We start from the raw sequence: 24,634 nt of genomic DNA, 5'->3' as shown, positions 1-24,634 counted from the left end.
AACCACGTCCAGTCCGGCCCGGCCGTCGGCCGGCGGGTTACGACATCCGGCCCGGGGCCGGCCAGGTGCAGGCCGGCCCGCTTGCGGAATCACCGGAGTCACGGGCAGGGACCCTGCGCGCAGACGTCGATGACCTTGCCGGTGAGCAGGAACACCGCCTTCTGTCGCTGGGCCCCGGCCTGGGCGCGCGGAAACTCGTGCGAGTCGTCGCCGTACTCGGGGCCGGCCGGGGCGAGGTTGGTCGGCGGTGGCGCGTACGCCCGGCCGCTGTTCCAGACCACCATCGCCGAACCGGCGTACGGGTACCGGCGGATCGGCGAGATGCCCCAGTACGGCCGCACGTCCGGTGACCAGCCGTCGGCGAGCGCCGGGGTGTGCAGGCGGGCGCCCACGGTCCGCGCCTGGACCTCCGCCGCGGCGGGGGAGACCTGCTGGTCGCCGAAGGCCACGTGCATCAGCACCCGGTGTGCCGGGGTGCCCGGCAGCGGCCGGTCCGTCATGTGCTGGGCGTACCCGTTGGCCTCGGACCGGTCCCACAGCATCTGCAGCAGCGCGAGAATCACCTGCTGGTCGGCCTTGTCCGGGTAGGAGCCGTCCAGGACGGCCTGGAACGGGGCGAAGGCCGTGCTGCGTTGCAGCAGGGTGGAGTAGTTCATCGCCGGCACGCCGAGCACCGAGCGGGTCCAGTCCTGGGCGATGGCGGTCAACGCGCCGCCGTTGATGCCGCCCTGGCTGTTGCCGTCGTAGTGCAACCCACCCGCCACGTCGATCAGCGGGCGGGCGCTGGCGTCCTGGAACGCCGGGTGGGCGGCGAACCCGTCCCGGTGGATCATCGTCCGGCCGAGGAAGAGGAAGTTCAGGAAGCTCTGCTGCAACCGGTCCGCCACCGCGGGGAAGGCGCTGAGGTCGGTGAAGGCGCCGGCCACGTAGGGGACGTCGGCGGCGGCCATGCCGATCCAGCTGGTCGCGCAGAAGGTGAAGTCGTACGTGTGCGACATCGTCCTGACGTTGCTGGCGTTGATCTCGGTTGGTCTGCCGAGCAGGCCGTGGCCGTAGAGCGAGAGGTGCGCCGGCTGCGCGGCGGAGGCACTGCGTGGGATGTTGCAGACGAAGTCCGCCGCCACGGTAGTGCCGGACGGCGTGGGCAGGGCGTTCGGCGTCGGTGGCGTCCCGGCGCCGCCGGCCGGCCCGTAGTGCAGCCGGGAGCCGGGCCCGCCGTCGCCGGTCAGGTAGGACGGTACGCCGACGGTGCCGATCACCTGCCGGGCGATCAGCGGCTCCTGCTCCGGCTGGTAGTCGGTCACCCGGGTGACGGTGAACGACGGTGCGGCCCGGCCGAGGGCGGCGAACGCGCCGTCCCGGATTGCCAGCATCCGGCCGGTCAGACCGTGCCGGCTGGCTACGGTGAAGTCCCAGGCCAGGTAGAGGCTGTGCCGCTTGATGCCGCCCCGGCCCAGGTCGGTGAGGATCCGCTTCATCTGCGGGACACGACGGTCCCGGTGGCCGAGGCCGGCGCCGGACACGTATGCCGTGAACGCCCTCGGGGCCGGGATCAGCGTGCCCCCGCCGTCGCGCATACCGCGCAGGCCGACGACGTACCGGGTGCCCTCGGCCAGCGCCACCGCCGGCCGGATGATCAGCAGCTGCCGGTCGGGCTGGCCGACCGCGTGCGCGTCCAGTTCGGCCCAGTACGGCGTGCGTTCGCCGGTCCGGGTGTTGAGCAGCACGATCGGCGCGTCCGGCGCCAACGAACGGCCGATGTCGGTGACCGGCGCGATCCCGGTCGTCGCGACGTCGAGGCCGGGCACGCGCACCAGGATCGGCGAGCCGGGACTGAACCCGTCCTGCCGGTTCCACTCCGTCGCGTCGATCGGGGTCCCCTGCGCGTTGGCGGGCATCGCGGCGGCGGCGAACCGCACCCGTTTGCCGGTGGGGCTGGTCCGGTCCGGGACGGTGTAGTAGTCGTTCGGGAACGGCAGCAGGCAGGCCGTCGGGTCGATCGGATCGCAGGCCGCCCGGTTTCCGGCGGGCGCGGGGGGCGCCGGCGCGGCGGCGGCGGTCGCGCCGAGCAGGACGGCACCTGCGGTCACCAGCACGGACACGGTGAGACGGAGCCGTCCGGGTGTGGTCACATGCATCTCCTTCGACGCTGGGTGGTGGCGCGCCGCCGGCATGGCGTTGGCGGTGAGAGCGTGGTGTTCTTCCTACGCCCGTCGATGGATCTCGGCAAGGGGGGCTCTCCGTGTCGCGGGCGGGCACTTCGCCCCGCCCGCCCTCCGGCGGACTTCCCCCACGGCACGACCGCAGCGGGCCGGTACTCTTGATCGCAGACAGACTTGTGGGTATTTGTCCGCTATACGAGGGGTGACCATGCCCGATCACGCGTGCGACCGCATCGACCCCGCCCGCCTCCGGGAGGTACTCGACGGACCGTGGGCCGAGGTCCGCGACGCGCACCGGGAACGCCTCGACGAGCGCTTCCTCCCGGTGTACGGCGAGACCGGTGACCAGGCACGTGAGCGGATCACCCGGCTGCTCGCCGAACTCCCCGTCGAGCTGGGTATCGCTGCTGCCTTCCCCACGGAGTACGGCGGCAGGTCCGACGTCGGCGGCTCGATCGTCGCCACCGAGATGCTGGCCCAGGTCGACCTGTCGCTGATGGTCAAGGCGGGCGTGCAGTGGGGCCTGTTCGGCGGCGCGGTCGCGGCCCTCGGCACCCGGCGGCACCACGACGCCTACCTGCGGGACATCGTCTCGGGCGAGATCTTCGGCTGCTTCGCGATGACCGAGACCGGCCACGGCTCCGACGTCCAGGCGCTCCGCACCACCTGCGTCTACGATCCGCAGACGCAGACCTTCGACCTGCACACCCCGCACGAGGCGGCCCGGAAGGACTACATCGGCAACGCGGCCCGGGACGGCCGGATGGCGGTGGTCTTCGCGCAGCTTATTACCGGCGGGAGGCGGCACGGGGTGCACGCCTGGCTCGTCCCGATCCGCGACGCGGACGGCAACCCGCTGCCCGGCGTGACGATCGGTGACGCCGGACCCAAGGCCGGCCTGCTCGGCGTCGACAACGGGCGGCTGAGCTTCACGCACGTACAAGTGCCGCGCGACATGCTGCTGGACCAGTACGGCCAGGTCGCGGAGGACGGGACGTACTCCAGCCCGATCGAGAACGATTCCCGGCGCTTCTTCACCATGCTCGGCACCCTGGTCCGGGGCCGGGTGAGCGTGGGCGGCGCGGCGTCGGCGGCCACCAAGTCGGCGCTGACCATCGCGGTGCGCTACGGCGACCTCCGTCGCCAGTTCGGTGCCCCCGACGCCGACCGGGAGGTGCTGCTCAACGACTACCTGGCCCACCAGCGCAAGCTGCTGCCCGCCCTGGCAACCACGTACGCGCTGCACTTCGCCCAGACCGAGCTGGTCGCCGCGCTCAGTACGGCGCAGGGCGGTGACGGGCCGGTCGACGAGCACCGGCAACGGGAGTTGGAGTCCCGGGCAGCCGGCCTCAAGGCCGCCCAGACCTGGCACGCGACCCGCACCATCCAGATGTGCCGCGAGGCGTGCGGCGGGGCCGGCTACCTCGCCGAGAACCGGCTGCCCAGCCTGAAGGCCGACACCGACGTCTTCACCACGTTCGAGGGCGACAACACGGTGCTGTTCCAACTGGTCGCCAAGGGACTGCTCACCGGCTACCGGGACGCGTTCGGCTCGCTGGACGGCTGGGGACGCGCCTCCTTCGTCGCCGAACAGGTCCGTGAGATGGTGCTCGAACGCACCGCCGCGCGGTCGCTCATCGAGCGGCTGACCAGTGCCGTTCCCGGCCGTGACGAGGAGGTCGCGGTCACCGACCGGGGTTGGCAGCTCAGGCTCTTCGAGGACCGCGAGCGGCACCTCCTCGACGGCGCGGTCCGCCGCCTCCGCAACGGCGCGGCCACGAAGAAGGACCGTCCGTTCGACATCTTCAACGACGTCCAGGACCACGTCCTCGCCGTCGCCGCCGCGCACGTCGACCGGGTCACCCTGGAGGCGTTCGTCGCGGGCATCGAAGACACGGCGGACCCGGCGGTCCAGGCGCTGCTGGCCCGGGTCTGCGACCTGTACGCGCTCAGCGTCATCGAGGCCCACAAGGGATGGTTCCTGGAGCACGGACGGCTCACGCCGGCCCGCTCCAAGGCGATCACCGGCGTGGTGAACGGTCTGCTCAAGGAACTGCGCCCGCAGATGCGGACGCTCGTGGACGGTTTCGCCATCCCGGAGACGTGGCTGCACTGCGCCATCCTCCGCGAGGAACCCCACCGACAGGAGATCATGGCCGCCCACGACGCCACCGGTGATCCACCGCGGAGCAGCCGCGCCACCGCGATGTCGTCGACCTGAGGCGCAGAGCGCCATCCCCGGTTGCGCCGGGACCGAACTGCGATCTCACCTGCCGACAGCCCCGTTCGGCACGGTCATCCGGCGCTGCGGCCTGTGTGGCAGATGAAGGCGCGGCCGGTTCGGAGTCAAGGGTCTCGACGAGCGAGGGCGTTTCAGGATCGTGGGCGTCGAGCGGCGGAAGTTCTGAGGACGTTTCCGGCGCGGTGTCGGATCTGCCGTGGGTCGTTCGTAGACCAGGTGAGGGCAGTCGGTTGTGGCCTCCCGGGCCAGGGGAGTCGTGAGACGGCCCGACTTTGTTGATCTAGTTCGATCGACCATCGAGGGGTGACGGCATGGGCAAGCTCATCTACGTGACGAACGTGTCGCTTGACGGCTACATCGAGGACGAACGCGGCGCGTTCGACTGGTTCCCCGTCGACGACGAGGTGTTCGCGTTCACCACCGACCTCCTGCGGTCTGTGGGCACGTTTCTCTACGGGCGGCGCCTGTACGAGGCGATGGCCGTCTGGGAGACCGACGCCGCTCTGGCTGCGCAGTCCGACCTCATGGCCGACTTCGCGAGCGCCTGGCGGGCGGCGAGCAAAGTCGTGTACTCCACGACGCTCGCCGCGGTGTCAACTGCCGACACCCGACTCGAACGCCGTTTCGACCCCGCCGCGGTACACGAGCGGAAGGCCACGGCCGGCAGCGATCTCACCGTAGGAGGCGCCAACCTCGCGGCGCAGGCTTTCAGGGCCGGGCTGGTCGACGAGTGTCAGTTATTCGTCCTGCCCGTTGTCGTCGGCGGGGGTAAGCCAGGGCTGCCGACCGGCATGCGCGCAGAGTTCGAGCTTCTCGATGAGCGCCGGTTCCGAAACGGCGTCGTACACCTCCGCTACCGCCCTCGGGCAGTGGACGACAGCCCTGTCCGTTCGTCGGCGGCGCGTGCATAACAGGCGGAGCGCTGACGGCTGGTCCGGCCGGATGGGGTCGCCCATCACGAACTCGGGTTGCGTCAAATCGCCGTATGCGCAGGCGTCAACCGCCGCGTCGGGACGCGGTTGTCTTCCCGCCGACGGCGTGGTTCAGGCGGGGCGACGCTCGCCGCCCGGGTCGTTCAGGGACCTCTCAGTCGACCCTGACCACGTACTTGCCCCGCACCCCGCCCGCCTCCAGCGCCCGGTGTGCCGCCGCTGTCTCCTCCAACGAGAAGTACCGGTCCACCACCGGGCGCAGTCCACCCTCCGCCACCTGACGGGCGAGGTCGTCGAAGAGTGCCCGCGTGGGGTTGCCGCTGAAGAAGCGTACCCGGCTGCCTCCGTGTACGGCGCTGGCGGCGATGTAGCCCAGTGAGGCGGCGGGCCGCGCCGGGTCGAAGGTGATGGTGACCATGCGTCCGCCGGGTGTCAGCAGGCGCCGGAAGGCCCGCAGGTCGGTGCCCGCGGTGTCGAGGACCACGTCGAACAGGCCCAGTTCCCTCGGTGGGACGGTCCGGTGGTCGATGGCGTGACGGGCGCCGAGCGTGCGGACGAAGTCAAGGTTGGCGGCGCGGGCCAGGGCCGTCACCTGGGCACCGTATGCCCGTCCGAGCTGGACGGCGGCGTTGCCGACACCGCCCGCAGCGCCGCGTACGAGCAGTCGTTCGCCGGGGCGAAGCCTGGCCTTGTCGCGCAGTGCCGTGATGGCCGTGGTTGCCACCGGCAGTGCGGCGGCTGCCGCCAGATCCAGTCCGTCCGGGACCCGACCGAGCCGCTCGGCACGGACTGTCACGTACTCGGCGGCGCTGCCGAATCCGGTACGGCCCACGATGCCCCACACACGGTCGCCGACCGCGAAGTCCGTCACGCCGGCGCCGAGTGCGGCGACCTCGCCGGTGAGGTCCAACCCGACGCGCTGCGGGAACTTCCGTCCGGTGAAGAGACGGAGGCTGCCGGAACGGGCCGCCAGTTCGCCACCGTTGATGCTGAACGCGCGCACCCGCACCAGCACCTCGCCAGGCCCCGGTTCGGGGCGTGGTACCCGGCCCACGTACAGCACCTCGGGGCCGCCGAAGCGGTCGAAAAGTACTGCTCTCATCATGCTGTCGTCCATCGTTCTCACCTTCGCCACCAGCGGCCGTGCGGGGGATCAGGCCCCGAGCGTAGGCTGTTAAGTGGACGGCATCGTCCGGTTAAGGCGGAGGTGAGAAACAGTGGTGGAGGAATCCTCTCGGATTGCGGGCCCGGCCAGGCTGCGGGCCGACGCCCGACGCAACCAGGAGCGCATCCTCGTCTCCGCCCGCGCGGTCTTCGCCGAGCACGGAATCGACGCGCCCATGGCGACCGTGGCCCGACGGGCCGGGGTCGGCGTAGCGACGCTGTACCGGCGTTTTCCGACCCGGGATGCCCTGGTGCGGGCCGCGTTCGCACAGCAGATGGAGACCTGCGCCCGGGCGCTCACGGAGGCGCTGGCCGACCCCGACCCCTGGCGGGGCTTCCAGCGCCTGGTCGAGACGGCCTGCGAGCTTCAGCGGGAGGAACAGGGGTTTTCGGCCGCGTTCGTCGCGACCTTCCCGGACAGCACGGCGGAACACGCGCAGGCCCGGGAACGGGCCGAGCGCGACCTCCTGACCCTGGTCCGCAGAGCCCAGGCAGCGGGCGCGTTGCGGCCCGACTTCCACCCGTCTGACCTCGCCGTGGCCCTGTTGTCCCACTGCGGTCTGGTCACCGCGCTGCCGCGTGACAGTGCTGCGTCCCGGCGCCTGGTGGCGTACCTGCTCCAGTCGTTCCGCGCTGAGGCGGCTCACCGGGCCCTACCGCCGCCGAGCGCTCTGTCGCTGCGCAGTCTTCCGCTCGCGGCCGACAGCTCCCCGAGACGGCGGCCCTCCAGAGCCTGACGCGAAACGGCGCCCGCGCACGGCACGCTCTTCGGGCGGCAACTCCAGTTTCGCGACCGGCCCTGGCTCTCAGGCGGCGAGGTGATCGTCCGCCCGCACCGTTCCGGCCCCGATGTCGACGGTCGCGCCGGTGCGCAGCAGCTCGAAGAGGCGACCGCCGGGCAGCTGCTGGTCGGCGACGCGGCGGCCGGTGGCGTAGGTGACGTCCAGGCCGGAGAGCCGTTCGGCCAACTGCCGGGACATGTCCGGCGCGGTGGCGATCAAGGCGCTGATCACCGCGCGCAGCGCCCGGCCCTCGGCGGTGTAGGCGGCCGGAACGAGATGGCGCAGCTCCGGCGCAGCGTTTGACGGGTACGTCACCGCCGGGCCGGACGGCTCACGACGGACGCGTGGCCTTGCCCTGCGCCGCCAGCGCGTCGAGGATCAGATCGAGACCGAACTCGAACTGTCCGCCGAAGTGGTAGCCGGGCTGCTGGACGTGCTGCGTGGCCAGCTCGATCAGATGCGGGTACTCGCCGGCCGCGAAACCCTCCATGATCGTTCCCGCGACCGCGTCGGCGGAGTCCGCGTTGTCGAACGGCAGTGACGCCTCCTGGAGCACGAAGCCGTAGACGTACGCGTCGACGATCGCGTACGCGTGGGCCGTCATCCGCAACGAGAAGCCCCCGGCCCGCAGCGTGCCCAGCATGGCGTCGTGATGGCGCAGGGTGGCCGGCCCGGGACTGGTCCGGCTTTCGACCAGAGTCAGTGCCCAGGGGTGCCGGGCGAGAACCGTGCGGGCGGAGAGCGAGCGCCGACGCACCTCGGCACGCCAGTCGCCGCCGACCTCCGGTAGTTCGATCTCCGCGAAGACCCCGTCGACGAGGGCGTCGAGGAGTTCGTCCTTGTTCCGGATGTAGTGGTACAGCGACATCGGCTTGGCGTCCAGCTCTGCGGCCAGCGACCGCATGGTCAACCCGCTCAGGCCGCGCGCGTCGGCGATGCCGACCGCAGCCCGCAGCACCCGCTCCCGACTGAGTTGCCGTGCCGGTTCGCTCACCGTGTGTGTCCCGTCCCCTGACATGCCGTTGACCGGTGTTGCCGCCAGAGCCTATCGTACTTAGTACCCCTTACTTAGTACGAAGCCTTGGAGGCGAAGATGTCCCTCCGCGTTACCGGCAGACTCGTCGGCACGTTCGTCCTGTTGGCGTTCGTCTGCTACGGCATCGGCAGCGCTCTCGCCGGGCAGTTCGCCGGGACGACGCTCGTGGTGCTCAACTCCGTCATGGTGGCGGCCATCGGCGTGCTGGTCTTCCGGGCGCTGCGCCGACCGCATCCAGCAAGCGCCTGGACATACCTCGTTGCGCGTGGCGCGGAGGCGTTCCTGCTCACCGCCGGGATCGTCCTGCTGGACCGGTTCGGGGCCGGCGCGGCCGACGTCGCCTACCAGGTGGCCATGTTGTCGTTGGCGCTGGGCAGCCTGCCGTTCTGTCTGGCGCTGCGTCGGCGGCGCTGGGTGCCGGGTTGGCTGGCGATCTGGGGATTCGGCGGATACGCGCTGCTGGCGACGGGCGCGGCCGCAGAGCTGATGGGGGCCGAGGTCGGGCTCGTGCTGGCGATCCCGGGAGGCCTCTTCGAGATCGTCTTCGGCCTGCTGCTGCTCGTTCGCGGCTTCGCGCCGGCCACCGTGGCGCATCCGGGCGCACCGCTCGGCGGGGCGGCGAGCGCGGAGACGGACGCGGACCGCGACTCCCGGGCGAGTCGGGCGGCATTGGCCGCCGGGCTCGGCCTGCTGTTGATGTCGGCTCTCGCCGGGCTGGCCAACTTCGGCGTCGTAGAGCGGATGGTCTCCACCGATGCCGCCGGGACCACCACCCTTGCGCTGTCGCACGGGCAGGCGCTTGTCCTGGCCGTCGTCGCCCTGTGCGCGGTGGTCTGCCTCGACGTGCTGGTCGCCTGGGCGCTGCGGGCGTTCTTCGCCGACACGCACCGCACCGTCGCGCTGCTCTCGGCATGGTGTCGCACCGGGTACGCGGTTGTTTTCGCTGTCGCGATCACACACCTGATCGCCGCCGCTGGTCTCCGGCGTGACGCTCCGGCGACCGACCGGATCAGCCCCAGCGTGTACGCGCAGATCAGCGACTTCCAGGAGGTCTGGAGCCTGGGTCTGGTCCTGTTCGGCGTCCACCTGCTCCTGGTCGGGTGGCTGGCATGGCGGTCTCCGTCCGCGCCGACCTGGGTGGCGGTGCTCGTGGCGATCGCCGGCGCCGGCTACCTCGCCGACTCGATCGGAGCACTGGTCTCGGCCGCGTACCCGATCGAGGTCGCCGCCGTCACGTTCGCTGGTGAGGTCGTCCTCATGGGATGGCTGCTTCTGTTCGGCGCGCGCTCGCGTAGCCACCGCCGGTCCGGCGTGGACGGGGCCGGCGCCCGACCGGCGCAGCTGGAGGCGGCCTGAGGGCCACCTCCGATCAGCGAGCCGCTCGCCGGCGTGGAACCGGACTGGCGGGTCAGGTGCTGATCCAGTACCGGCGGGTGGCGCCGAGTTCGGTGTCCCGGACGTCCTCGAGGACGCCACCGCAGCGTTCGATCGTCTTCGCCGAGGCGATGTTGTCCACCTCGCAGATGATCAGCACCCGGTCCAGTCCGAGCCCCCGTGCCTCGTCGAGCATCCGGTCCAGCGCCCAGCTGGCCAGACCCCGCCGACGTGCGGACGGCCGGATGCCGTACCCGACGTGACCGGCGACCCGGAGCAGGGAGTCGTCGTGTGCGTGCCGCAGCGCGATCCCACCGAGAACCCGGCCGTCCTCGACGATCCACCGGTGCGTGCAGCGCACCCGGCCGGCGTCCGGCTGCCCGGTCGGATCCGACTGGTCGAGCAGCCGGGCCACCCAGGCCGCGAATCCGGCCGGGGAATCGACCTCGTCGGAAGGTCGCAGCCCGAATCCGTCCTCGTGGAGGCCGGGACCCCACTCGCGGTGCGCGTCGAGCCAGGCGGCGTGCAGCCGGACGGTGGGTGCGACCAGTTCGGGCATGCGGCGACGATAACGCTCCCCGGTCGCGCGGTGGCCGAGGCACGGCTCATCGAGGGGCCGGCCCGGTCGCATCCCGGTCGAGGCTCGTCCGGAGCGCTTCCATGACCTGCGCCACCATGGCGGAGGTACGGCGGGCGAGGAGGTCCAGGACGTTGCCCGGGACGCTGACCTGGTGCGCCACGAGCAGCCGCATGATCGCCAACAGCGGGTCGAACCGGCCGGTCAGGTCGAACTCCCGGCCGTCCGGAGCGATCACGGAAGCCGGGGTGACCCCGGCGGCGAGGTTGCTGCGGTTCCAGTCGATCTCGTAACCCCGGCGGTCGGGGCTCACCAGTGCGACGAGGTCCTTCGTGCGGTGCAGGAGCGCGAGGTAGTTCATCGGCACCGTCAGCTTCTTCCGCGCGTCGAACGGCTCGCCGCCCTCGACGGGCCAGATCCGCAGGACGGTCTCCAGCACCGGGCCGTGGTGCTGGTAGGTCGTCGTGCCCCGCAGCTCCAGGAATCGGGCGCGGGTGAGCTGGCCGCCGTGGCGCGCCCATCGGCGGTCGAGGTCGCCGAACGTGCCCGCCCCGCCGGGGAGGTCGTCGACCACCCACCGGGACCGCCCGTCCGGCGTCGGTTCAAGCGCAGGCCGCTCGGCGGGTTCGCCGACCCGCTCGATGAGGCCCTGGAGTCGTGTCGCCACCGGGGGAGCAAGGCGGCGGAGGTCGATCGTGTCGACGTCCATCCGGATTCCACCGACCGTGCCGGCGATCCGCATCTGCTCCAGCAGGAGGTCGGGGCGTCCGGTCAGGTCGACGCGTCGGCCGTCGAGACCGACCAGCCGGCAGGGCCGGGTGCCGGCCAGCAGGGCGCTGCGCGGCCAGTCGATGCGGACCTCGGCGGGACGGGTCGACCCGACGACCGCGACGAGACGTCCGGCGGTTACGGCGGAGAGACACAGCGACGGCACGCGCCGCTCGTCGGTCCACCCGAACGGCGCGCTGCCGTCGGGGTGGATCCGCAGCCGTAACCGGATGAGCGGCTTGACCTCGTCGGGGTCCAGGTCACCGCCGTAGCTCTGGTACGTCCCCTCCCAGTCGCCGCCGTACCGGACGAACGTCGCCTCCAGGACGTCGGCCGCGGCGAACCGGCCCTGCGGGGTGACGTCGGCGCGCGGCGCCCACAGGGCGAAGCTGTCGTCCGGCCGGCCGGTGCCGTCGTCCAGCCGGTCGCGGCGGGTGACGACCCGGTAGTCGGCCCGTGTGCCGGAGAATGCGCGAACGGGTATCGCCAGCGTGCCGGCCAGCCCGACGAGGAGGAAGACCAGGGGGATCCGGCGGTCGGCCTCCCCGGGATCGGCGACACCGAGCGCGCCGAAGACGAGCAGGACCGGTCCGGCCACGGCGCAGACCGCGGCGACGACGAGGTTGCGGGCGAGCGTACCGGCGAAGCTCTGCACTGCCCCTCCTCCGCTGGCGTCGGTTCTTGATACCACCGCGACGGCGTCGGTGTCCCGCCCGAAACCCGGGCGGCGACTACCGGGGGCGGTGGCGGGTAACGGTGGCCGGTGAGCCCGGAGGAGATCCTGCGCCTGGGTGACCAGGTCCTGGTCGCCCTGGTGGAGGTCGCCGGAGCGGTGGTGATCTTCGTCGGCGCGTGTTGGGCGGCGGCGCGGTTCGTGGTGGAGGGGCTGCGGCACCGCAGCGCCGCCGTGTTCACGCCGATCCGGCTCTCCCTGGGGCGATTCCTCACCCTGGGACTGGAGTTCCAGCTCGCGGCCGACATCCTGCGGACGGCGGTCTCCCCGACGTTCCCCCAGATCGGTCAGCTCGCCGCGATCGCCGCCATCCGGACCGCGCTGAACTACTTCCTGCGTCGGGAGATCGCCCAGGAACAGCAGCAGGTCGGCACCGCCGGCCGGACCGACCGGTGATCCGCGTCGGGGTCACCGTGCTCGGCGCGGCCGCCTCGGTCTGTGCCGTGGTGGTGTTGCTGACGTCCGGCTCGTGGCGTGCCGCCCTGCGGATCCTGCTGGATCTGCTGACCGCTGCCGGGCTGCTGCGTCTGAGCGGGGCACCCGGGTGGGGCGCTCTCGCCGCGGCGGCGGCGATCGTGGCGTTGCGCCGCCTGCTCTGGGCCGCCCTGGCCGCCGCCGAGCCGACCGCCGACGGGGCACCGGAGGACCGGCGTGCCCCGACGCCGGCCCACCGGTGCTGACAGGGCCGGGCTCCTCGCCGGTCCCGGGTGGTAGCAGGGGTCCCCTGCACGGCAGAAAGCGGTAACAAGGGTCCCCTGCTACCACCTCTGCCACCCACCCCGGCACCCCGGCACCCCGGCACCCCGGCGCGGACGCTGCCGACGACGGCCGGGTGCCGACGACCGAGGGCTGACGACGGTCCGGTCAGCCCGACGAGGCTGGGCGCTGCTGGTAGACGTCCGGGACACCGTCGCGGTCGTCGTCGCGCCGGTCCTGTTCGTCGAGGCGCCGGTAGACCTTGTTGCGCCGGACCAGCAGCACCGACGCCACCACGGCCGCGATCAGCGAGCCGGCCAGCACGCCGGTCTTCACCTTGTCCTCGGCGGCGGTGCCCGCGCCGAAGGCCAGCTCGCCGATGAGCAGCGACACGGTGAAGCCGATGCCGGCCAGGCACGCGACGCCGAGCAGGTCGGACCAGCTCAGCTCGCGGTCGAGCTCGGCGCGGGTGAAACGGGCCATCAGCCAGGTCGAGCCGAACACCCCGATCGCCTTGCCGAACACCAGTCCGACCGCGATGCCGAGCACGATCGGGTCGGTGAGCAGGCCGCCCACGTCGGTGCCGCGCAGCGAGACCCCGGCGGCGAAGAACGCGAACACCGGCACCGCGAAGCCTGCCGAGACCGGCCGCCAGCGGTGTTCCAGGTGCTCGGCCAGGCCGGGACCCGTGCCTCCGCCGAGGACCGGGACGGTGAAGCCGAGCAGCACCCCGGCGATCGTGGCGTGCACGCCGGAGGCGTGCACCAGCGTCCAGCTGGCCACCGCGAGCGGGAGGAGCGCCCACCACCAGGTCCTGCGCCGCTGGACCAGCAGCGCGAAGGCGGCGATCGGCAGCAGTGCCGCGACCAGCGGCAGCGGGCTGAACCCGGAGGTGTAGAAGATCGCGATGATGACGATCGCGAGCAGGTCGTCGACCACGGCCAGGGTGAGCAGGAAGGCCCGGAGCCCCTGGGGCAGGTGGGAGCCGATGACCGCCAGCACGGCCAGGGCGAACGCGATGTCGGTGGCCACCGGGATGGCCCAGCCCTGGAGCGCGTCGGTGCCGCTGACCAGCATGACCCCGACGTAGAACAGCGCCGGTACCAGCATGCCGCCGACGGCGGCCACCACCGGCAGGGCGGCGCGCCGGGGGTCACGGAGTTCCCCGGCGACGAACTCGCGTTTGAGTTCCAGCCCGACCACGAAGAAGAAGATGGCCAGCAGGCCGTCCGCGGCCCAGGTGGCCAGGTCCAGGTCGAGGTGCAGCCGCTCACCGCCGGACCAGGGCACCCACGCGCCGAGCGCGGTGTAGGTGTCCGACCAGGGGGAGTTCGCCCAGACGAGGGCGAGTACCGCGCCGAACAGCAGCAGACCGCCGCCCACCGTCTCGGTCCGCAGGATGTTGCCGAGAAAACGGGCCTCCGGCCAGGAGGAGCTACGGGTGAAGAGGCGGCGCTTGTCGTCCGGGCGCGGGGGAGTGGGATGGCTCATCGGCGTGACTCGTCTCGGCGTCTGGGGTCGGCAGGGCACATCGCCGACCAGACTTCCCGGCACACCGGCTCCGACCTTACCGACCAGGGCCGGAACCGGCGAGCGGTGGTGCTGGGACGCAGCTCACTCGGCTCCGGCCGACGCCGGTCGGTGGATCAGCCGGCCGGGGCCGGTGGGCAGATCAGTCGGCCGGAGCCGGTGGGCGGATCAGCCGGGCAACGCGCGGGGGCGCGGACCCACCCGTGGGGCGGGAGCGGCACGTCCGAGGCGGTCCGGGGCGCAGAGGGCGTCGAGCCGCTTCACCAGTTCCTCCGGGTCCGCGTACGGGTCGAGGGCGTGCAACTCCTCCGGTGCCAGCGGCGGCACCGGTACGTGCGAGACCAGCGGGTGCAGCGGGCGGCTGTCGGCCTCTCCGGGGCCGAAGAGGTCCTCGTGCAGCTTCTCGCCGGGCCGCAACCCGGTGAAGACGATCTCGGTGGGGTGCGGGGCCTCGGCGGCGAGCCGGCGGGCCACGTCGGTGATCCGGACCGGCGCCCCCATGTCCAGCACGAGCGCCTCGCCGCCCCGGCCGATGCTGGCGGCCTGGAGGACCAGGTGCACCGCCTCCTGCACGGTCATGAAGTACCGGGTCACGTCCGGGTGGGTCACCGTGATCGGCTGGCCGGCTTCGATCTGGGCGCGGAACGCGTTGAGCACGGAGCCCCGGCTGCTGAGCACGTTGCCGAACCGGACGCTCAGGAAGGCCGCGCCCAGGTGCCGGGCGTGGTGCGCGGTGAGGCGCTCCGTCACCCGCTTGGAGTAGCCGAGCACGCTGACCGGGCGGGCCGCCTTGTCGGTGGAGATGTTGACGAACCGGGCCACGTCCCGGCACGCCTCCAGCACGTTCAGGGTGCCCAGGACGTTGGTCTTGACCGCCTCGCCGGGGTGCCGTTGCAGCAGGGTCAGGTGTTTCAGGGCGGCGGCGTGGAACACCACGTCCGGCCGGCGGTCGGCCACGATCCGGGCGATGCCCTCGGCGTCGCGGATGTCGGCCAGGATCAGCTCCGGCCCGTCGAGCAGGGCCCGCCCGTACAGGGACATCTGGAGCGCGTGCAGCGCGGACTCGTCCCGGTCGAGCATCATCAGCTCACCGGGCTCGTACCGGGCGATCTGCCGGCAGAGTTCGGAGCCGATGGAACCGCCGGCTCCGGTGACCAGCACCCGCCGCCCGGCGAGCCCGCTGCCGCCGACGGTCAGGTCGGCGGCCCGGTGTGCCCGGCCGAGCAGGTCGGTCAGTTGCAGGTCCCGCACGTCGGTGACCGCCACCGGTCGTTCCAGCAGTTCGCGTACCGGGGGCAGCACCTTGAACGCGGCCCCGGTCTCCAGGGTCCGGCTGCGGACGTCGCGCAGCAGGTCGGCGTCGGTGCCGGCCATGGAGAAGATGACGGTGGTGGCGCGGGTGCGGCGGATGACCTGTTGGATGTCGGCCCGGCCGCCGAGCACCCGCAGACCGTGCAGGCGCAGTGGCCACCGGTCGGGGTCGTCCTCCAGCAGGCCGACCGGCAGGTACCGGCTGCGCGGGTCGCTGAGCAGGGCGCGGATCAGTCGTTCGCTGGCCGCGTCGACGCCGTAGACGAGGGTCCGGCTGGCCGAGGGCACGGGCCGGTCCCGGCGGTCGCGGTGGTGCCGGTAGCCGGTGCGGGCTCCGACCATGAGCAGCAGCGCGACCGCGCCGCCGAGCAGCGGCGTGGTCGCCGGTACGGGACGCGCGGCCATGGGCAGCAGCGAGGCGAGCATGGCGGCGGTGGCCAGCGTGACGGTCGCCGCGAGGCAGCGTGCCTCGTCGGCGCTGCCGACCGGGTGCCGGCCGCCGACGGTGAGCCAGAGTTGGTTGATGCCGGTGTGGACGACGGCGCAGACCAGTGCGCTGGCCAGCACCAGCGCCGCGTGTCCGGCGGTGAGGTCGAACTCGAACCGGGTCCAGGCGGCGGCCATGAAGCCGGCGACCCAGGCCAGGACGTCGAACGTGATCAGGGAGAGGGTCGCGGTGCGCCGGGTCACCCAGTCCCGGTGCGGCGCCGGATGCTCCGGTTCGGCAGGAGAAGCCTGGTCCATCTTGTGCCCTCAACGATAGGTGAGTAATGGTCGGTGTCCCATTGAGGGGAATGGGACCTATTGCGGCGATTCATCGACTACATTCGGCGAGATGGTTCCTACGGCCGGTGAGCGGTCTTCATCCTGTCACGGCTTATATCCAGTTTGGGGGATTTTCGTGCAGTTCATCCACGTGCTGGTCGGGATGCGGGGGCGCGCCTGATGGATCTCCGTACCTACCTCCAGTTCGTCCGCCGCCAGTGGTGGATCGTGCTGGTCACGGTCCTGCTCGCGCTCGGGGCGGCCGGCTGGCTCACCGTCCGGGCCGAGCCCCGCTACGTGGCGTCGGTGACCTTCTTCGTCACCACGCCGTCCCAGGGCGTCACCGACGCCTACCAGGGCAACCTCTGGCTCCAGCAGCGGGTGAAGTCCTACGCCGACCTGCTGCGCAGCGACCGGCTCGCGCGCACCGTCGCCGCCGACCCCCTGCTGCGGCTGACCCCCCAGCAGGTGCAGGACCGGCTGGACGCCAACCTCCAGAACGGCACGGTGCTGATCGAGGCGACGATCACCGACACCGACCGGAACCGGGCGTTGCGCGTCGCCGAGGCGGTGTCGGTGAAGTTCGCCGATCTGGTGAAGACGGTCGAGACCCCGCCGGAGGGGCGCTCCTCGGTCAAGATGGAGGTGGTCAGCGGGCCCGGTGTCGGCGTCAACCCGGTCTCGCCGCGCATGGACCGCAACCTGCTGCTCGGCGGACTGCTCGGGCTGCTCGCCGGGATCGGGCTGGCCGTGCTGCGGGGCCTGGTCGACACGCGCCTACGCGACGGGGACACACTCCAGCGCGCCACCGGCAGCCCGCTGCTCGGCGAGATCCCCTTCGACGCGGTCGCACGGACCGCGCCGCTGGTCGTCGGCGACGCGGCGACCTCGGCCCGCGCCGAGGCCGTCCGCAAGCTGCGCACCAACCTGCGCTTCGTCGACGTGCACGAACCGGCCCGGATCATCGCCGTCACCAGTGCCCTCCAGGGGGAGGGGAAGACCACGCTCTCCTGCAACCTGGCCATCACGCTCGCCGAGGCCGGGTGGCGGGTGCTGCTGGTGGACGCGGACCTGCGCCGCCCCCGGGTGGCGGAGTACCTCGGTCTGGAGCGCGGCGTCGGCCTGACCGACGTGCTGCTCGGCGACGTGGAGGTCGGTGACGTGGTGCAGCGGTGGGGGGACCGGTCGATGCTGGTGCTGCCCAGCGGCTCGAACCCGCCCAACCCCAGCGAGCTGCTCGGCTCCAAGGCGATGGCGGACCTGCTGCTGACGCTGCGCGAGTCGGCGGACATCGTCATCATCGACACCGCGCCGATCCTGGCGGTCACCGACGGGGTGGTGGTGGCGGTCCAGGCCGACGGGGCGCTGATGGTCAGCCAGCAGGGCCGTACGTCCCGCAACCAGGTGGCCCGGGCGGCGAAGGCGCTGCACTCGGTCTCGGTGCGCACGCTCGGCTGCGTGCTCAACATGGCCCGGGTGGCGAAGGCCGACGCCTACCAGTACGAGGCGTACCGGGTGGCCGCGGCCCGTCGGAACGTGCCGGCCGACCGGGCCGCTGCCCGGCACGGCGCGGGTCACCGGTCCGGCGCGGGTCAGGCCGCGCAGGAACTCACCCGGTTGCCGCGATGAGTGCCCCGATCGGCGCCATCGATCGTTCGATCTCCTCGGCACACCGCTGGAAGTCGGCTGCGGTACCGCCGATCGGGTCCACCAGGTCGTCCGCGTCCGGCATCGGTTGCAGCCGGCTCCGGGCGCGGGCGGCGGCCTCCACCGCCGCCCGCACCGGCCGGTCCGCTGTCCTCGGCGGCGGGTCGGCCACCGCGGCGAGGCGGGCGAACTGGCGCAGCGTGAATGTCCGGTGCAGCGTCGCCGGGGCCAACCCGACACAGACCGTGCGCTGCCGCCGGGTCGCGGTCAGTACCAGCGTGGCGTCGGTGAGCTGGTCGACCTGCAACCGTCGGCTACGGAACCCGCTCGCGTCGATGCCCCGGGCGGCGGTGATCACCGCCGCGTACGGGTGGATCGGCCGGCCCGGGACGGCGTCCGTACCGGTGCTCGCCACCGACACCGGCCACCGGTCCAGCGCCCGCCGGGCGAGGTACTCGGCCATCGGTGAACGGCACAGGTTGGCGTGGCAGACGAACAGCACCTGCTCGGTCATGGGGGCCCCTCGGTCACGGCACGTCCTGGAGCCGGCGGCGCCAGGTGGCGGCCGGCGATCGGGTGAGGGGATGCCGGCATCGTATGCGCTGGGCCGCCCGGTGTGCCCGGGTGCCGCGCCGACGGGCGGGACGGGGGTGCTCCGGTGCGCATCGGCGTCCTGACCTACCACTTCCCGCCCGAGCCGGCGTTCCTGCCCGGCAGCCTGGCCGAGGAACTGGTCGCCCGGGGCCACGAGGTGCGGGTGCTGACCGGGTTCCCGCACCACCCGGGCGGCCGGATCCACCCGGGGTGGCGGCAACGCTGGCGGTACGAGACCCGCAGCGAGCGACTGACCGTGCGACGGGTGCCCCGGTACGCCGCCGACACCTCGCCCCGGGCGCGGCTGGCCGGTCAGCTCACCTTCGCCACCGCCGCCGCGCTGGCCGGACGCCGGTTCCTTGCCGGCGTCGACGCGGTGCACGTCTGCCAGACGCCGGCGGTGACCCTCGCCGCCGCTGCCCTGCGGCGGGCGCTGCCCGGGGTGCCGGTCGTGCTGCACGTCCAGGACGTCCGGCCGCGTGCGGAGCTGACCGGGGAACCGGGCGGGGAGAGGACCGCCGCGGTCCTGCGCCGGCTGCTGCGCGACGCCGACGCGGTCGCGGTGACCGCCCCGTCCATGCGGGACATGGCGACCACCGCCGGCACCGATCCCTCCCGGGTGCGGCTGGTGCTGCCCTGGACCGACGAGCGGGTCTTCCGGCCCGCCCGGCCGAGTCCCGCCGTCCGCCGTCTGATCGGCGGCGCCGGGCGCTGCGTGGTGATGCACGCGGGCGCGATCGGCGAACGGCAGCGGCTGGAGACCGCCGTCCGGGCGGCCGCCGCGGTGCCGGACCGGATGGACCTGGTCCTCGCCGGCTCCGGTGCGGACGAGCCCCGCCTGCGGGAGTTGGTGGCCGACTGGGGGGTCCGCAACGTCCGCTTCGTCGAGCGGCGGTCGCCGGCGGAGTCGGCCGACCTGTACGCGGCCGCCGACTACCAGTTGGTGGCGCTGCGGGACCTGCCCGAACTGCGCGGCGTGGTGCCCGCGGAGCTGCCCGCCGCCTTCTCCTGCGCCACGCCGGTGATCGCCGCCGCCGCCGGTGACCCGGCGACCATGGTGGAGCGGGCCCGGGCAGGACTGTCCTGCCCGCCGGAGGACTGGGCGGCGCTGGCGGACCGGTTCTGGCTCGCCGCGACCATCGGTGCCGAGGCGCGCACCGGGATGGGCCAGCGGGGCCGGGAGGCGTACCAGCGGGACATGTCCCTGCGGGCCGGTGTGGACCGGATCGAACGGATGCTCTACGACGTCGCCGCCGGGCGCGCGGCGGCGTCGAACCCGAATTGATATCACGAAACGCCCATATCGCTCAATCTTCCGCAAAACGCCACGAATATCCGACGGGCCAGGTAGAAAACAGGGGAGAAAGCGCTTTTCGTCCCTTTGCCTGGAGGTGGGGTGACCACACGCGCAGCGCCGTGGTGGCCACGCGGCCGGTCCCGGTCGCGGTTGCGCCGAGCAGCGCTCGCCGGGTTGCTGGTGCTCTCGCTGGCGCTGGCCGCCGTCGGCTGGGTCGGGTTCCGGGCCTGGCAGGCGCGGGACCACCTGCTCGGCGCCGCCGGGCTGGCGCGCGAGCTGAGTGTCCAGGTGGCCGGCGGGGACGTCGACGGCGGCCGGGGCACCCTGGCGGAACTCCAGGAACGGGCCGCCGCCGCCCGGCGGGCGACCGCCGATCCCGGCTGGGCGCTCGGCCGGCGGGCGCCGCTCGCGGGCGACGACCTGACCGCCGTCCGTCAGGTGGCGGTCACCGTGGACGACCTGGCCCAGCACGCGTTCCCCCGGCTGCTCGACGTCGACCTCGACGTCCTCCTGCCCCGGGAGGGTCGACTCGACCTGACCGGCCTGCGCGCGGCGGAACAGGAGCTGTCGGCGGCCGACGAGGTCGTCCGGGCGGCCCGGACCCGGCTGGGCGGGCTGTCCACCGGCGGCCTCACCGGGCAGGTCGACGCGGCCGTCACCGAGCTGCGCGGCGAGGTCGACCGGCTGGCCGGACTCACCGGCGCGGTGAGTCGGGGGGCCACGCTGCTGCCCCCGTTGCTGGGCGTCACCGAGGGGCGGGACTACCTGCTGGTCTCCCAGAACCTCGCCGAGTTGCGGGCCACCGGGGGCATGTTCGGCGCGTACGCGGTCGTCCGGGCCGAGCGGGGGCGGATCCGGCTCGTCCGGCAGGGCACGGCGGGCCAGCTCGGTCACTTCCTGCCGCCGCTGCCGGGAGTCGGCCCCGAGATGCGTGCCCTCTACACCGACCTGCCGGGCATCTGGCCGGCGGACGTGAACCTCACTCCGCACTTCCCGACCGCCGCCGCGCTCTACCACGAGATGTACCGCCGTCGTACCGGCGAGACGGTCGACGGCGTCCTGGCCACCGACCCGGTCGCCCTGTCGTACCTGCTGGCGGTCACCGGCCCGGTCGAGGTGCCCGGGTTCGGTCGCCTGACCGGCGAGAACGTGGTCCGGTCGCTGCTGTCGGAGAGTTACCTCAGGCTCGACCTGCGGCGCCAGGACGAGTTCTTCGCCCGGTCGGCGGCGGCGGTGTTCGAGACCCTCCTCGCCAGATCCGTGCCGCCTAAACCACTTTTGTCGGCTTTCGACCGATCTGTGGCTGAAAGCCGGATATTGTTCTGGAGTGCCCACCCGGAGGAGCAACGGATGCTCGGCGAGAGTCGGTTGACCGGCGTGCTTCCGGAGCGGGAGGCCGAGCCGACCGTCGGCGTGTTCCTCAACGACGGCAGCGGCGCGAAGCTCGGCTACTACCTGGAACCGGGCGCGGAGTTGACGGTCGGCGCCTGCCGACCGGACGGTCGACGCGAACTACGGCTCAGGATGTCGCTGCGCTCCTCGGCGCCGAGGTCGGGGCTCACGCCCTCCGTGCTCGGCGTCGGCCGGACGGGCGACCCGTACGTCGTCCGAACCCTGGTCCACGTGTTCAGCCCGGCGGGCGGCGCGGTCGTGCGGGCCCGGCTGGACGGCGTCGACACCACGCTGGGCAGCGGAACCGAGCGTCGCCGTCACGTCGCCGTCGCGACCGTCGACACCGGACCCGGTCAGACCCGGAACCTCGAGGTCGACCTGCTGACCGACCGGAGCGGCACCGGTGGGGCCGGGCTGCGGCTCACCCCCACCGCCACTCCGTGGACCACCCACATCCAAACCGCGTCACCCTGTAACCAGTAGGAAGGATCCATCATGCGGCTATCCCGCATCATCACGACCATCGCGGTCGGCATGGCCGCGGCGGCCATGCCGGGCGCTGCGGGGGCGACCCTGTCCCAGCCGCAACCGCCGCCGCAACCGTCCCAGTCCGCGCAACCGCCGCCGTACCAGCCGCCGCAGCAGGGCCTGACCGTCTCGCCGAGCACCGTGGAGGTCGGCGAGATCGCGACGGTGACCGGCCGGGGCTACTACTACGAGGAGCAGGTGGAGATCACGATCACCACCGGTCCGCTCGCCGCCGGCCTGCCGGGACAGGAGACCGCCCGGCGCGGCGACGGCAGCACGGTGGCGTTCGCCCCGGTGTCGTACCACCGCGCCGACCCGCAGCCCGGCGGGCCGAAGGGCCCCGAGCACGTGCCGAGCAAGGGCCCGTGGAACGGTCACCCCGACGGTGCGCGGCAGGTCTTCTGGCTCCGCGCCGACGACGACGGCGAGTTCCAGTTCGCCTTCCGGCCGCGTCACCCCGGGACGATCACCATCACCGCGCGCGGCCTCACCGGCGGTTACGTCGGGACCGCCACGCTGACCGTCCTGCGCCCCAACCAGGGTGGCAAGGACGACCCGTTGCCGGTGACCGGCAGCAGCCTGGAGACCCCGCTCAAGGTCGGCGGCGGTCTGGTCGGCGTCGGCGCGGTGCTGCTGCTGACGACGTTCGCCCTACGGCGGCGCAACCGGTTCGGCACGGACACGGTGAGCTGAGGCGCACCCGACGCGCGGCAGGGCGCCCCGCCGGACCGACGGGTCCGGCGGGGCGACGCCTTCGCAGCGGCCCCGGTACGGGACGCGGCCGGGGCCGTCGTGACCGGCGCGACTCAGCGGTCGAGGTAGCGCCGCAGGTGCCGGGCGGTCACCGTCTCGGCCCGCGTGACCAGGTCGGCGGGGGTGCCGGTGAACACCACCCGCCCGCCGTCGTGACCGGCGCCCGGCCCGACGTCGACCAACCAGTCGGCGTGCGCCATCACCGCCTGGTGGTGCTCGATGACGATCACCGTGGCGCCGCCGTCGACCAGCCGGTCCAGCAGGGCCAGCAACTGGTCGACGTCGGCCAGGTGCAGGCCGGTGGTGGGCTCGTCGAGCACGTATACGCGGGACCGCTCGGCCATGTGGATGGCCAGTTTGAGCCGTTGCCGCTCGCCTCCGGAGAGGGTGGTGAGTGGCTGGCCGAGGCCGAGGTAGCCGAGGCCGACGTCGGCGAGGCGGTCGAGGACGACCCGGGCCGGCCCGGAGGGGAAGAAGTCCCGGGCCTCGCTGACCGACATCGCGAGGACCTCGCTGATGTTCTTCCCACGCAAGCGGTAGGTCAGCACCTCCCGGGTGAACCGCCGGCCCTCGCACTGCTCGCAGACCGACGCCACCCCGGCCATCATCGCCAGGTCCGTCCAGATCAGGCCGATGCCCCGGCAGGCCGGGCAGGCCCCCTCGGAGTTGGCGCTGAACAGCGCGGCGCGAACCCCGTTGGCCCGCGCGAACGCGGCCCGGACCGGGTCGAGCAGACCGGTGTACGTCGCCGGGTTGCTGCGCCGGGAGCCCCGGATCGGGGACTGGTCGACCACCACCACCCCGTCCCGACCGGACAGCGAGCCGTGGATCAGGGAACTCTTGCCCGACCCGGCGACGCCGGTGACCACGGTCAGCACGCCGAGCGGGATGTCGACGTCGACGTCCCGCAGGTTGTGCAGGTCCGCGCCCCGGATCTCCAGCCGGCCCCGGTGCGGACGGACCCGCTCGCGCAGGGTGACCCGGTGGTCGAGGTGCCGCCCGGTGAGCGTGTCCGCGCGGCGCAGCCCGGCGACGTCGCCGGTGTAGCAGATCCGTCCACCGGCCGGCCCCGCCCCGGGGCCGAGGTCGACCACGTGGTCGGCGACGGCGATGGTCTCCGGCTTGTGCTCGACCACCAGCACGGTGTTGCCCTTGTCCCGTAGGCGCAGCAGCAGGTCGTTCATCCGGTCGATGTCGTGCGGGTGCAGCCCGACGGTCGGCTCGTCGAAGACGTACGTGACGTCGCTGAGGCTGGAACCGAGGTGGCGCACCATCTTGACCCGCTGCGCCTCGCCGCCGGAGAGGGTGCCCGACTCCCGGTCGAGGCTGAGGTAGCCGAGCCCGATCTCCACCAGCGAGTCGAGGGTCTCCTGGAGGCTCGCGACCAGCGGCGCCACGGACGGCTCGGTCAGCTCCCGGACGACCGTGGCCAGCTCGTCGATCTGCATCGACGAGCACTCCGCGATGGTGCGTCCGGCGACCCGCGCCGACCGGGCGGCGGCGTTGAGCCGGCTGCCCCCGCAGTCCGGGCAGGTCGTGAACGCGACCGCCCGGTCCACGAACGCCCGGATGTGCGGCTGCATCGACTCCCGGTCCTTGGTCAGGTAGAGCCGGCGTACCTTGACCACGAGCCCCTCGTAGCTGAGGGTGCTGCCATCGATCTTGAGCTTGGTGGGCTCCTTGTAGAGGAAGTCCTGCCACATCTGCGGCGGGAAGTCCTGCACCTTCAGATCCGGGTCGACCAGTCCGGACTGCACGAAGACCCGCCAGTACCACGAGTCGACGCCGAAGTTCGGCACCGTGATCGCGCCGTCGTTGAGGGAGCGTTCCACGTCGACGAGCTGGTGCACGTCCACGTCGGAGATCCGGCCGAGCCCCTCGCAGGTCGGGCACATCCCGTCCGGGGTGTTGAAGCTGAACGCGCTCGACGTGCCGACGTACGGGGTGCTCAGCCGACTGAACAGGATCCGCAGCATTGCGTACGCGTCGGTGGCGGTGCCCACGGTGGAGCGGGAGTTGGCGCCCATGCGTTCCTGGTCGATGACGATCGCGGCGCTGAGGTTGCGCAGCGCGTCCACGTCGGGTCGGCCGATGCTCGGCATGAAGGACTGGAGGAAGGCGGTGTACGTCTCGTTGATCAGCCGCTGCGACTCGGCGGCGATGGTCCCGAAGACCAGTGAGCTCTTGCCGGATCCGGAGACCCCGGTGAAGACGGTGAGCCGGCGTTTGGGGATGTCGACCGAGACCGAGGCGAGGTTGTTCTCCCGGGCGCCGCGTACCTCGATCATGTCGTGGCTGTCGGCGGCGCGTGTCGGCTGCTGCATGGTCACCCTTTCCGGGCAGGGTGCGTC

Annotated in this window: 20 protein-coding genes; 10 read left to right on the top strand and 10 right to left on the bottom strand. The window is 72.6% G+C overall.

Annotation, left to right across the window (positions count from 1 at the left end):
* Positions 1-98: 98 nt before the first annotated feature.
* A complete protein-coding gene (locus QSK20_RS08930) occupies positions 99-2,138 on the bottom strand; it encodes a hypothetical protein (protein ID WP_285788105.1) in 2,040 nt (679 codons plus the stop codon).
* A 232-nt stretch (positions 2,139-2,370) separates the two neighbouring features.
* Between QSK20_RS08930 and QSK20_RS08925 the strand changes: the two genes are divergently transcribed.
* Together QSK20_RS08925 and QSK20_RS08920 are read left to right on the top strand one after the other, a co-directional pair.
* Positions 2,371-4,383 carry an acyl-CoA dehydrogenase family protein gene (locus tag QSK20_RS08925; RefSeq protein WP_285788104.1) on the top strand — a complete coding sequence of 671 codons (2,013 nt, stop codon included), beginning with the start codon at positions 2,371-2,373 and terminating at the stop codon, positions 4,381-4,383.
* Positions 4,384-4,715: 332 nt separating this feature from the next.
* Positions 4,716-5,315 (top strand): dihydrofolate reductase family protein, encoded by a 600-nt coding sequence (locus tag QSK20_RS08920; RefSeq protein WP_285788103.1) that lies wholly within the window; start codon positions 4,716-4,718, stop codon positions 5,313-5,315.
* 175 nt (positions 5,316-5,490) lie between these two features.
* Here QSK20_RS08920 and QSK20_RS08915 read toward each other — a convergent pair whose 3' ends face one another.
* Positions 5,491-6,453, bottom strand: a complete 963-nt coding sequence (locus tag QSK20_RS08915) for an NAD(P)-dependent alcohol dehydrogenase (RefSeq protein ID WP_285788102.1) — start codon at positions 6,451-6,453, stop codon at positions 5,491-5,493.
* A 103-nt stretch (positions 6,454-6,556) separates the two neighbouring features.
* Between QSK20_RS08915 and QSK20_RS08910 the strand changes: the two genes are divergently transcribed.
* A complete protein-coding gene (locus tag QSK20_RS08910) occupies positions 6,557-7,237 on the top strand; it encodes a TetR/AcrR family transcriptional regulator (protein ID WP_285788101.1) in 681 nt (226 codons plus the stop codon).
* Between the two features lie 69 nt (positions 7,238-7,306).
* Here the strand turns inward: QSK20_RS08910 and QSK20_RS08905 are convergent, their stop codons facing one another.
* Positions 7,307-7,597 carry a hypothetical protein gene (locus tag QSK20_RS08905; protein WP_285788100.1) on the bottom strand — a complete coding sequence of 97 codons (291 nt, stop codon included), beginning with the start codon at positions 7,595-7,597 and terminating at the stop codon, positions 7,307-7,309.
* Between the two features lie 16 nt (positions 7,598-7,613).
* On the bottom strand, positions 7,614-8,276 hold the full coding sequence (locus QSK20_RS08900; protein WP_285788099.1) for a TetR/AcrR family transcriptional regulator: 663 nt from the start codon (positions 8,274-8,276) through the stop codon (positions 7,614-7,616).
* Between the two features lie 99 nt (positions 8,277-8,375).
* Here QSK20_RS08900 and QSK20_RS08895 point away from each other — a divergent pair, with 99 nt between their 5' ends.
* A complete protein-coding gene (locus QSK20_RS08895; protein ID WP_285788098.1) occupies positions 8,376-9,674 on the top strand; it encodes a DUF4386 domain-containing protein in 1,299 nt (432 codons plus the stop codon).
* Between the two features lie 52 nt (positions 9,675-9,726).
* Here the strand turns inward: QSK20_RS08895 and QSK20_RS08890 are convergent, their stop codons facing one another.
* A complete protein-coding gene (locus QSK20_RS08890; protein ID WP_285788097.1) occupies positions 9,727-10,251 on the bottom strand; it encodes a GNAT family N-acetyltransferase in 525 nt (174 codons plus the stop codon).
* 46 nt (positions 10,252-10,297) lie between these two features.
* Positions 10,298-11,692, bottom strand: coding sequence for a hypothetical protein (locus QSK20_RS08885; RefSeq protein WP_285788096.1), 1,395 nt, complete (start codon positions 11,690-11,692; stop codon positions 10,298-10,300).
* Positions 11,693-11,800: 108 nt separating this feature from the next.
* On the opposite strand from QSK20_RS08885, the gene QSK20_RS08880 reads away from it, so the two are divergent.
* Positions 11,801-12,166, top strand: coding sequence for a DUF1622 domain-containing protein (locus tag QSK20_RS08880; protein WP_145832537.1), 366 nt, complete (start codon positions 11,801-11,803; stop codon positions 12,164-12,166).
* The gene (locus QSK20_RS08875; RefSeq protein WP_285788095.1) at positions 12,163-12,450 is read left to right on the top strand and encodes a hypothetical protein; all 288 of its coding nucleotides are present in this window, start codon (positions 12,163-12,165) and stop codon (positions 12,448-12,450) included. Before QSK20_RS08880 ends, QSK20_RS08875 begins: the two co-directional genes overlap by 4 nt.
* A gap of 184 nt (positions 12,451-12,634) precedes the next feature.
* Here QSK20_RS08875 and nhaA read toward each other — a convergent pair whose 3' ends face one another.
* Complete coding sequence (nhaA, locus tag QSK20_RS08870) at positions 12,635-13,957, bottom strand: Na+/H+ antiporter NhaA (protein WP_285788094.1); 1,323 nt, start codon at positions 13,955-13,957, stop codon at positions 12,635-12,637.
* Positions 13,958-14,164: 207 nt separating this feature from the next.
* On the bottom strand, positions 14,165-16,051 hold the full coding sequence (locus QSK20_RS08865; RefSeq protein WP_285788093.1) for a polysaccharide biosynthesis protein: 1,887 nt from the start codon (positions 16,049-16,051) through the stop codon (positions 14,165-14,167).
* Positions 16,052-16,252: 201 nt separating this feature from the next.
* Here QSK20_RS08865 and QSK20_RS08860 point away from each other — a divergent pair, with 201 nt between their 5' ends.
* Entirely contained in the window at positions 16,253-17,701 is a 1,449-nt protein-coding gene (locus QSK20_RS08860) for a tyrosine-protein kinase domain-containing protein (RefSeq protein ID WP_285788092.1), read from the top strand.
* On the opposite strand, the gene QSK20_RS08855 is transcribed toward QSK20_RS08860, so the two are convergent.
* A complete protein-coding gene (locus QSK20_RS08855) occupies positions 17,682-18,233 on the bottom strand; it encodes an arsenate reductase/protein-tyrosine-phosphatase family protein (protein WP_285788091.1) in 552 nt (183 codons plus the stop codon). The two genes, QSK20_RS08860 and QSK20_RS08855, sit on opposite strands and share 20 nt — an antisense overlap.
* A 144-nt stretch (positions 18,234-18,377) precedes the next feature.
* On the opposite strand from QSK20_RS08855, the gene QSK20_RS08850 reads away from it, so the two are divergent.
* The 3 genes from QSK20_RS08850 to QSK20_RS08840 all read left to right on the top strand — a co-directional run bounded on the left by QSK20_RS08850 (position 18,378) and on the right by QSK20_RS08840 (position 22,223).
* The gene (locus QSK20_RS08850; protein ID WP_285788090.1) at positions 18,378-19,598 is read left to right on the top strand and encodes a glycosyltransferase family 4 protein; all 1,221 of its coding nucleotides are present in this window, start codon (positions 18,378-18,380) and stop codon (positions 19,596-19,598) included.
* Positions 19,599-19,709: 111 nt separating this feature from the next.
* Complete coding sequence (locus tag QSK20_RS08845; RefSeq protein WP_285788089.1) at positions 19,710-21,485, top strand: DUF4012 domain-containing protein; 1,776 nt, start codon at positions 19,710-19,712, stop codon at positions 21,483-21,485.
* Positions 21,486-21,497: 12 nt separating this feature from the next.
* The gene (locus tag QSK20_RS08840) at positions 21,498-22,223 is read left to right on the top strand and encodes a hypothetical protein (RefSeq protein WP_285788088.1); all 726 of its coding nucleotides are present in this window, start codon (positions 21,498-21,500) and stop codon (positions 22,221-22,223) included.
* Positions 22,224-22,336: 113 nt separating this feature from the next.
* Here the strand turns inward: QSK20_RS08840 and QSK20_RS08835 are convergent, their stop codons facing one another.
* Positions 22,337-24,607, bottom strand: coding sequence for an ATP-binding cassette domain-containing protein (locus QSK20_RS08835; protein ID WP_285788087.1), 2,271 nt, complete (start codon positions 24,605-24,607; stop codon positions 22,337-22,339).
* Positions 24,608-24,634: the final 27 nt, after the last annotated feature.

Source organism: Micromonospora sp. NBRC 101691 (assembly GCF_030269285.1).
Taxonomy (GTDB): domain Bacteria; phylum Actinomycetota; class Actinomycetes; order Mycobacteriales; family Micromonosporaceae; genus Micromonospora; species Micromonospora echinospora.
Note: the sequence above shows the minus strand (reverse complement) of the source record. Positions and strands in the feature narration are given on the sequence as shown.

Bases quoted from the DNA above. Each gene is read 5' to 3' on its own strand.
- QSK20_RS08920 (WP_285788103.1), top strand. From the start codon at position 4,716: ATGGGCAAGCTCATCTACGTGACGAACGTGTCGCTTGACGGCTACATC.
- QSK20_RS08890 (WP_285788097.1), bottom strand. From the start codon at position 10,251: ATGCCCGAACTGGTCGCACCCACCGTCCGGCTGCACGCCGCCTGGCTC.
- QSK20_RS08835 (WP_285788087.1), bottom strand. From the start codon at position 24,607: ATGCAGCAGCCGACACGCGCCGCCGACAGCCACGACATGATCGAGGTA.
- nhaA (WP_285788094.1), bottom strand. From the start codon at position 13,957: ATGAGCCATCCCACTCCCCCGCGCCCGGACGACAAGCGCCGCCTCTTC.
- QSK20_RS08855 (WP_285788091.1), bottom strand. From the start codon at position 18,233: ATGACCGAGCAGGTGCTGTTCGTCTGCCACGCCAACCTGTGCCGTTCA.
- QSK20_RS08840 (WP_285788088.1), top strand. From the start codon at position 21,498: ATGCGGCTATCCCGCATCATCACGACCATCGCGGTCGGCATGGCCGCG.
- QSK20_RS08930 (WP_285788105.1), bottom strand. From the start codon at position 2,138: ATGCATGTGACCACACCCGGACGGCTCCGTCTCACCGTGTCCGTGCTG.
- QSK20_RS08895 (WP_285788098.1), top strand. From the start codon at position 8,376: ATGTCCCTCCGCGTTACCGGCAGACTCGTCGGCACGTTCGTCCTGTTG.
- QSK20_RS08925 (WP_285788104.1), top strand. From the start codon at position 2,371: ATGCCCGATCACGCGTGCGACCGCATCGACCCCGCCCGCCTCCGGGAG.
- QSK20_RS08865 (WP_285788093.1), bottom strand. From the start codon at position 16,051: ATGGACCAGGCTTCTCCTGCCGAACCGGAGCATCCGGCGCCGCACCGG.
- QSK20_RS08860 (WP_285788092.1), top strand. From the start codon at position 16,253: ATGGATCTCCGTACCTACCTCCAGTTCGTCCGCCGCCAGTGGTGGATC.
- QSK20_RS08915 (WP_285788102.1), bottom strand. From the start codon at position 6,453: ATGGACGACAGCATGATGAGAGCAGTACTTTTCGACCGCTTCGGCGGC.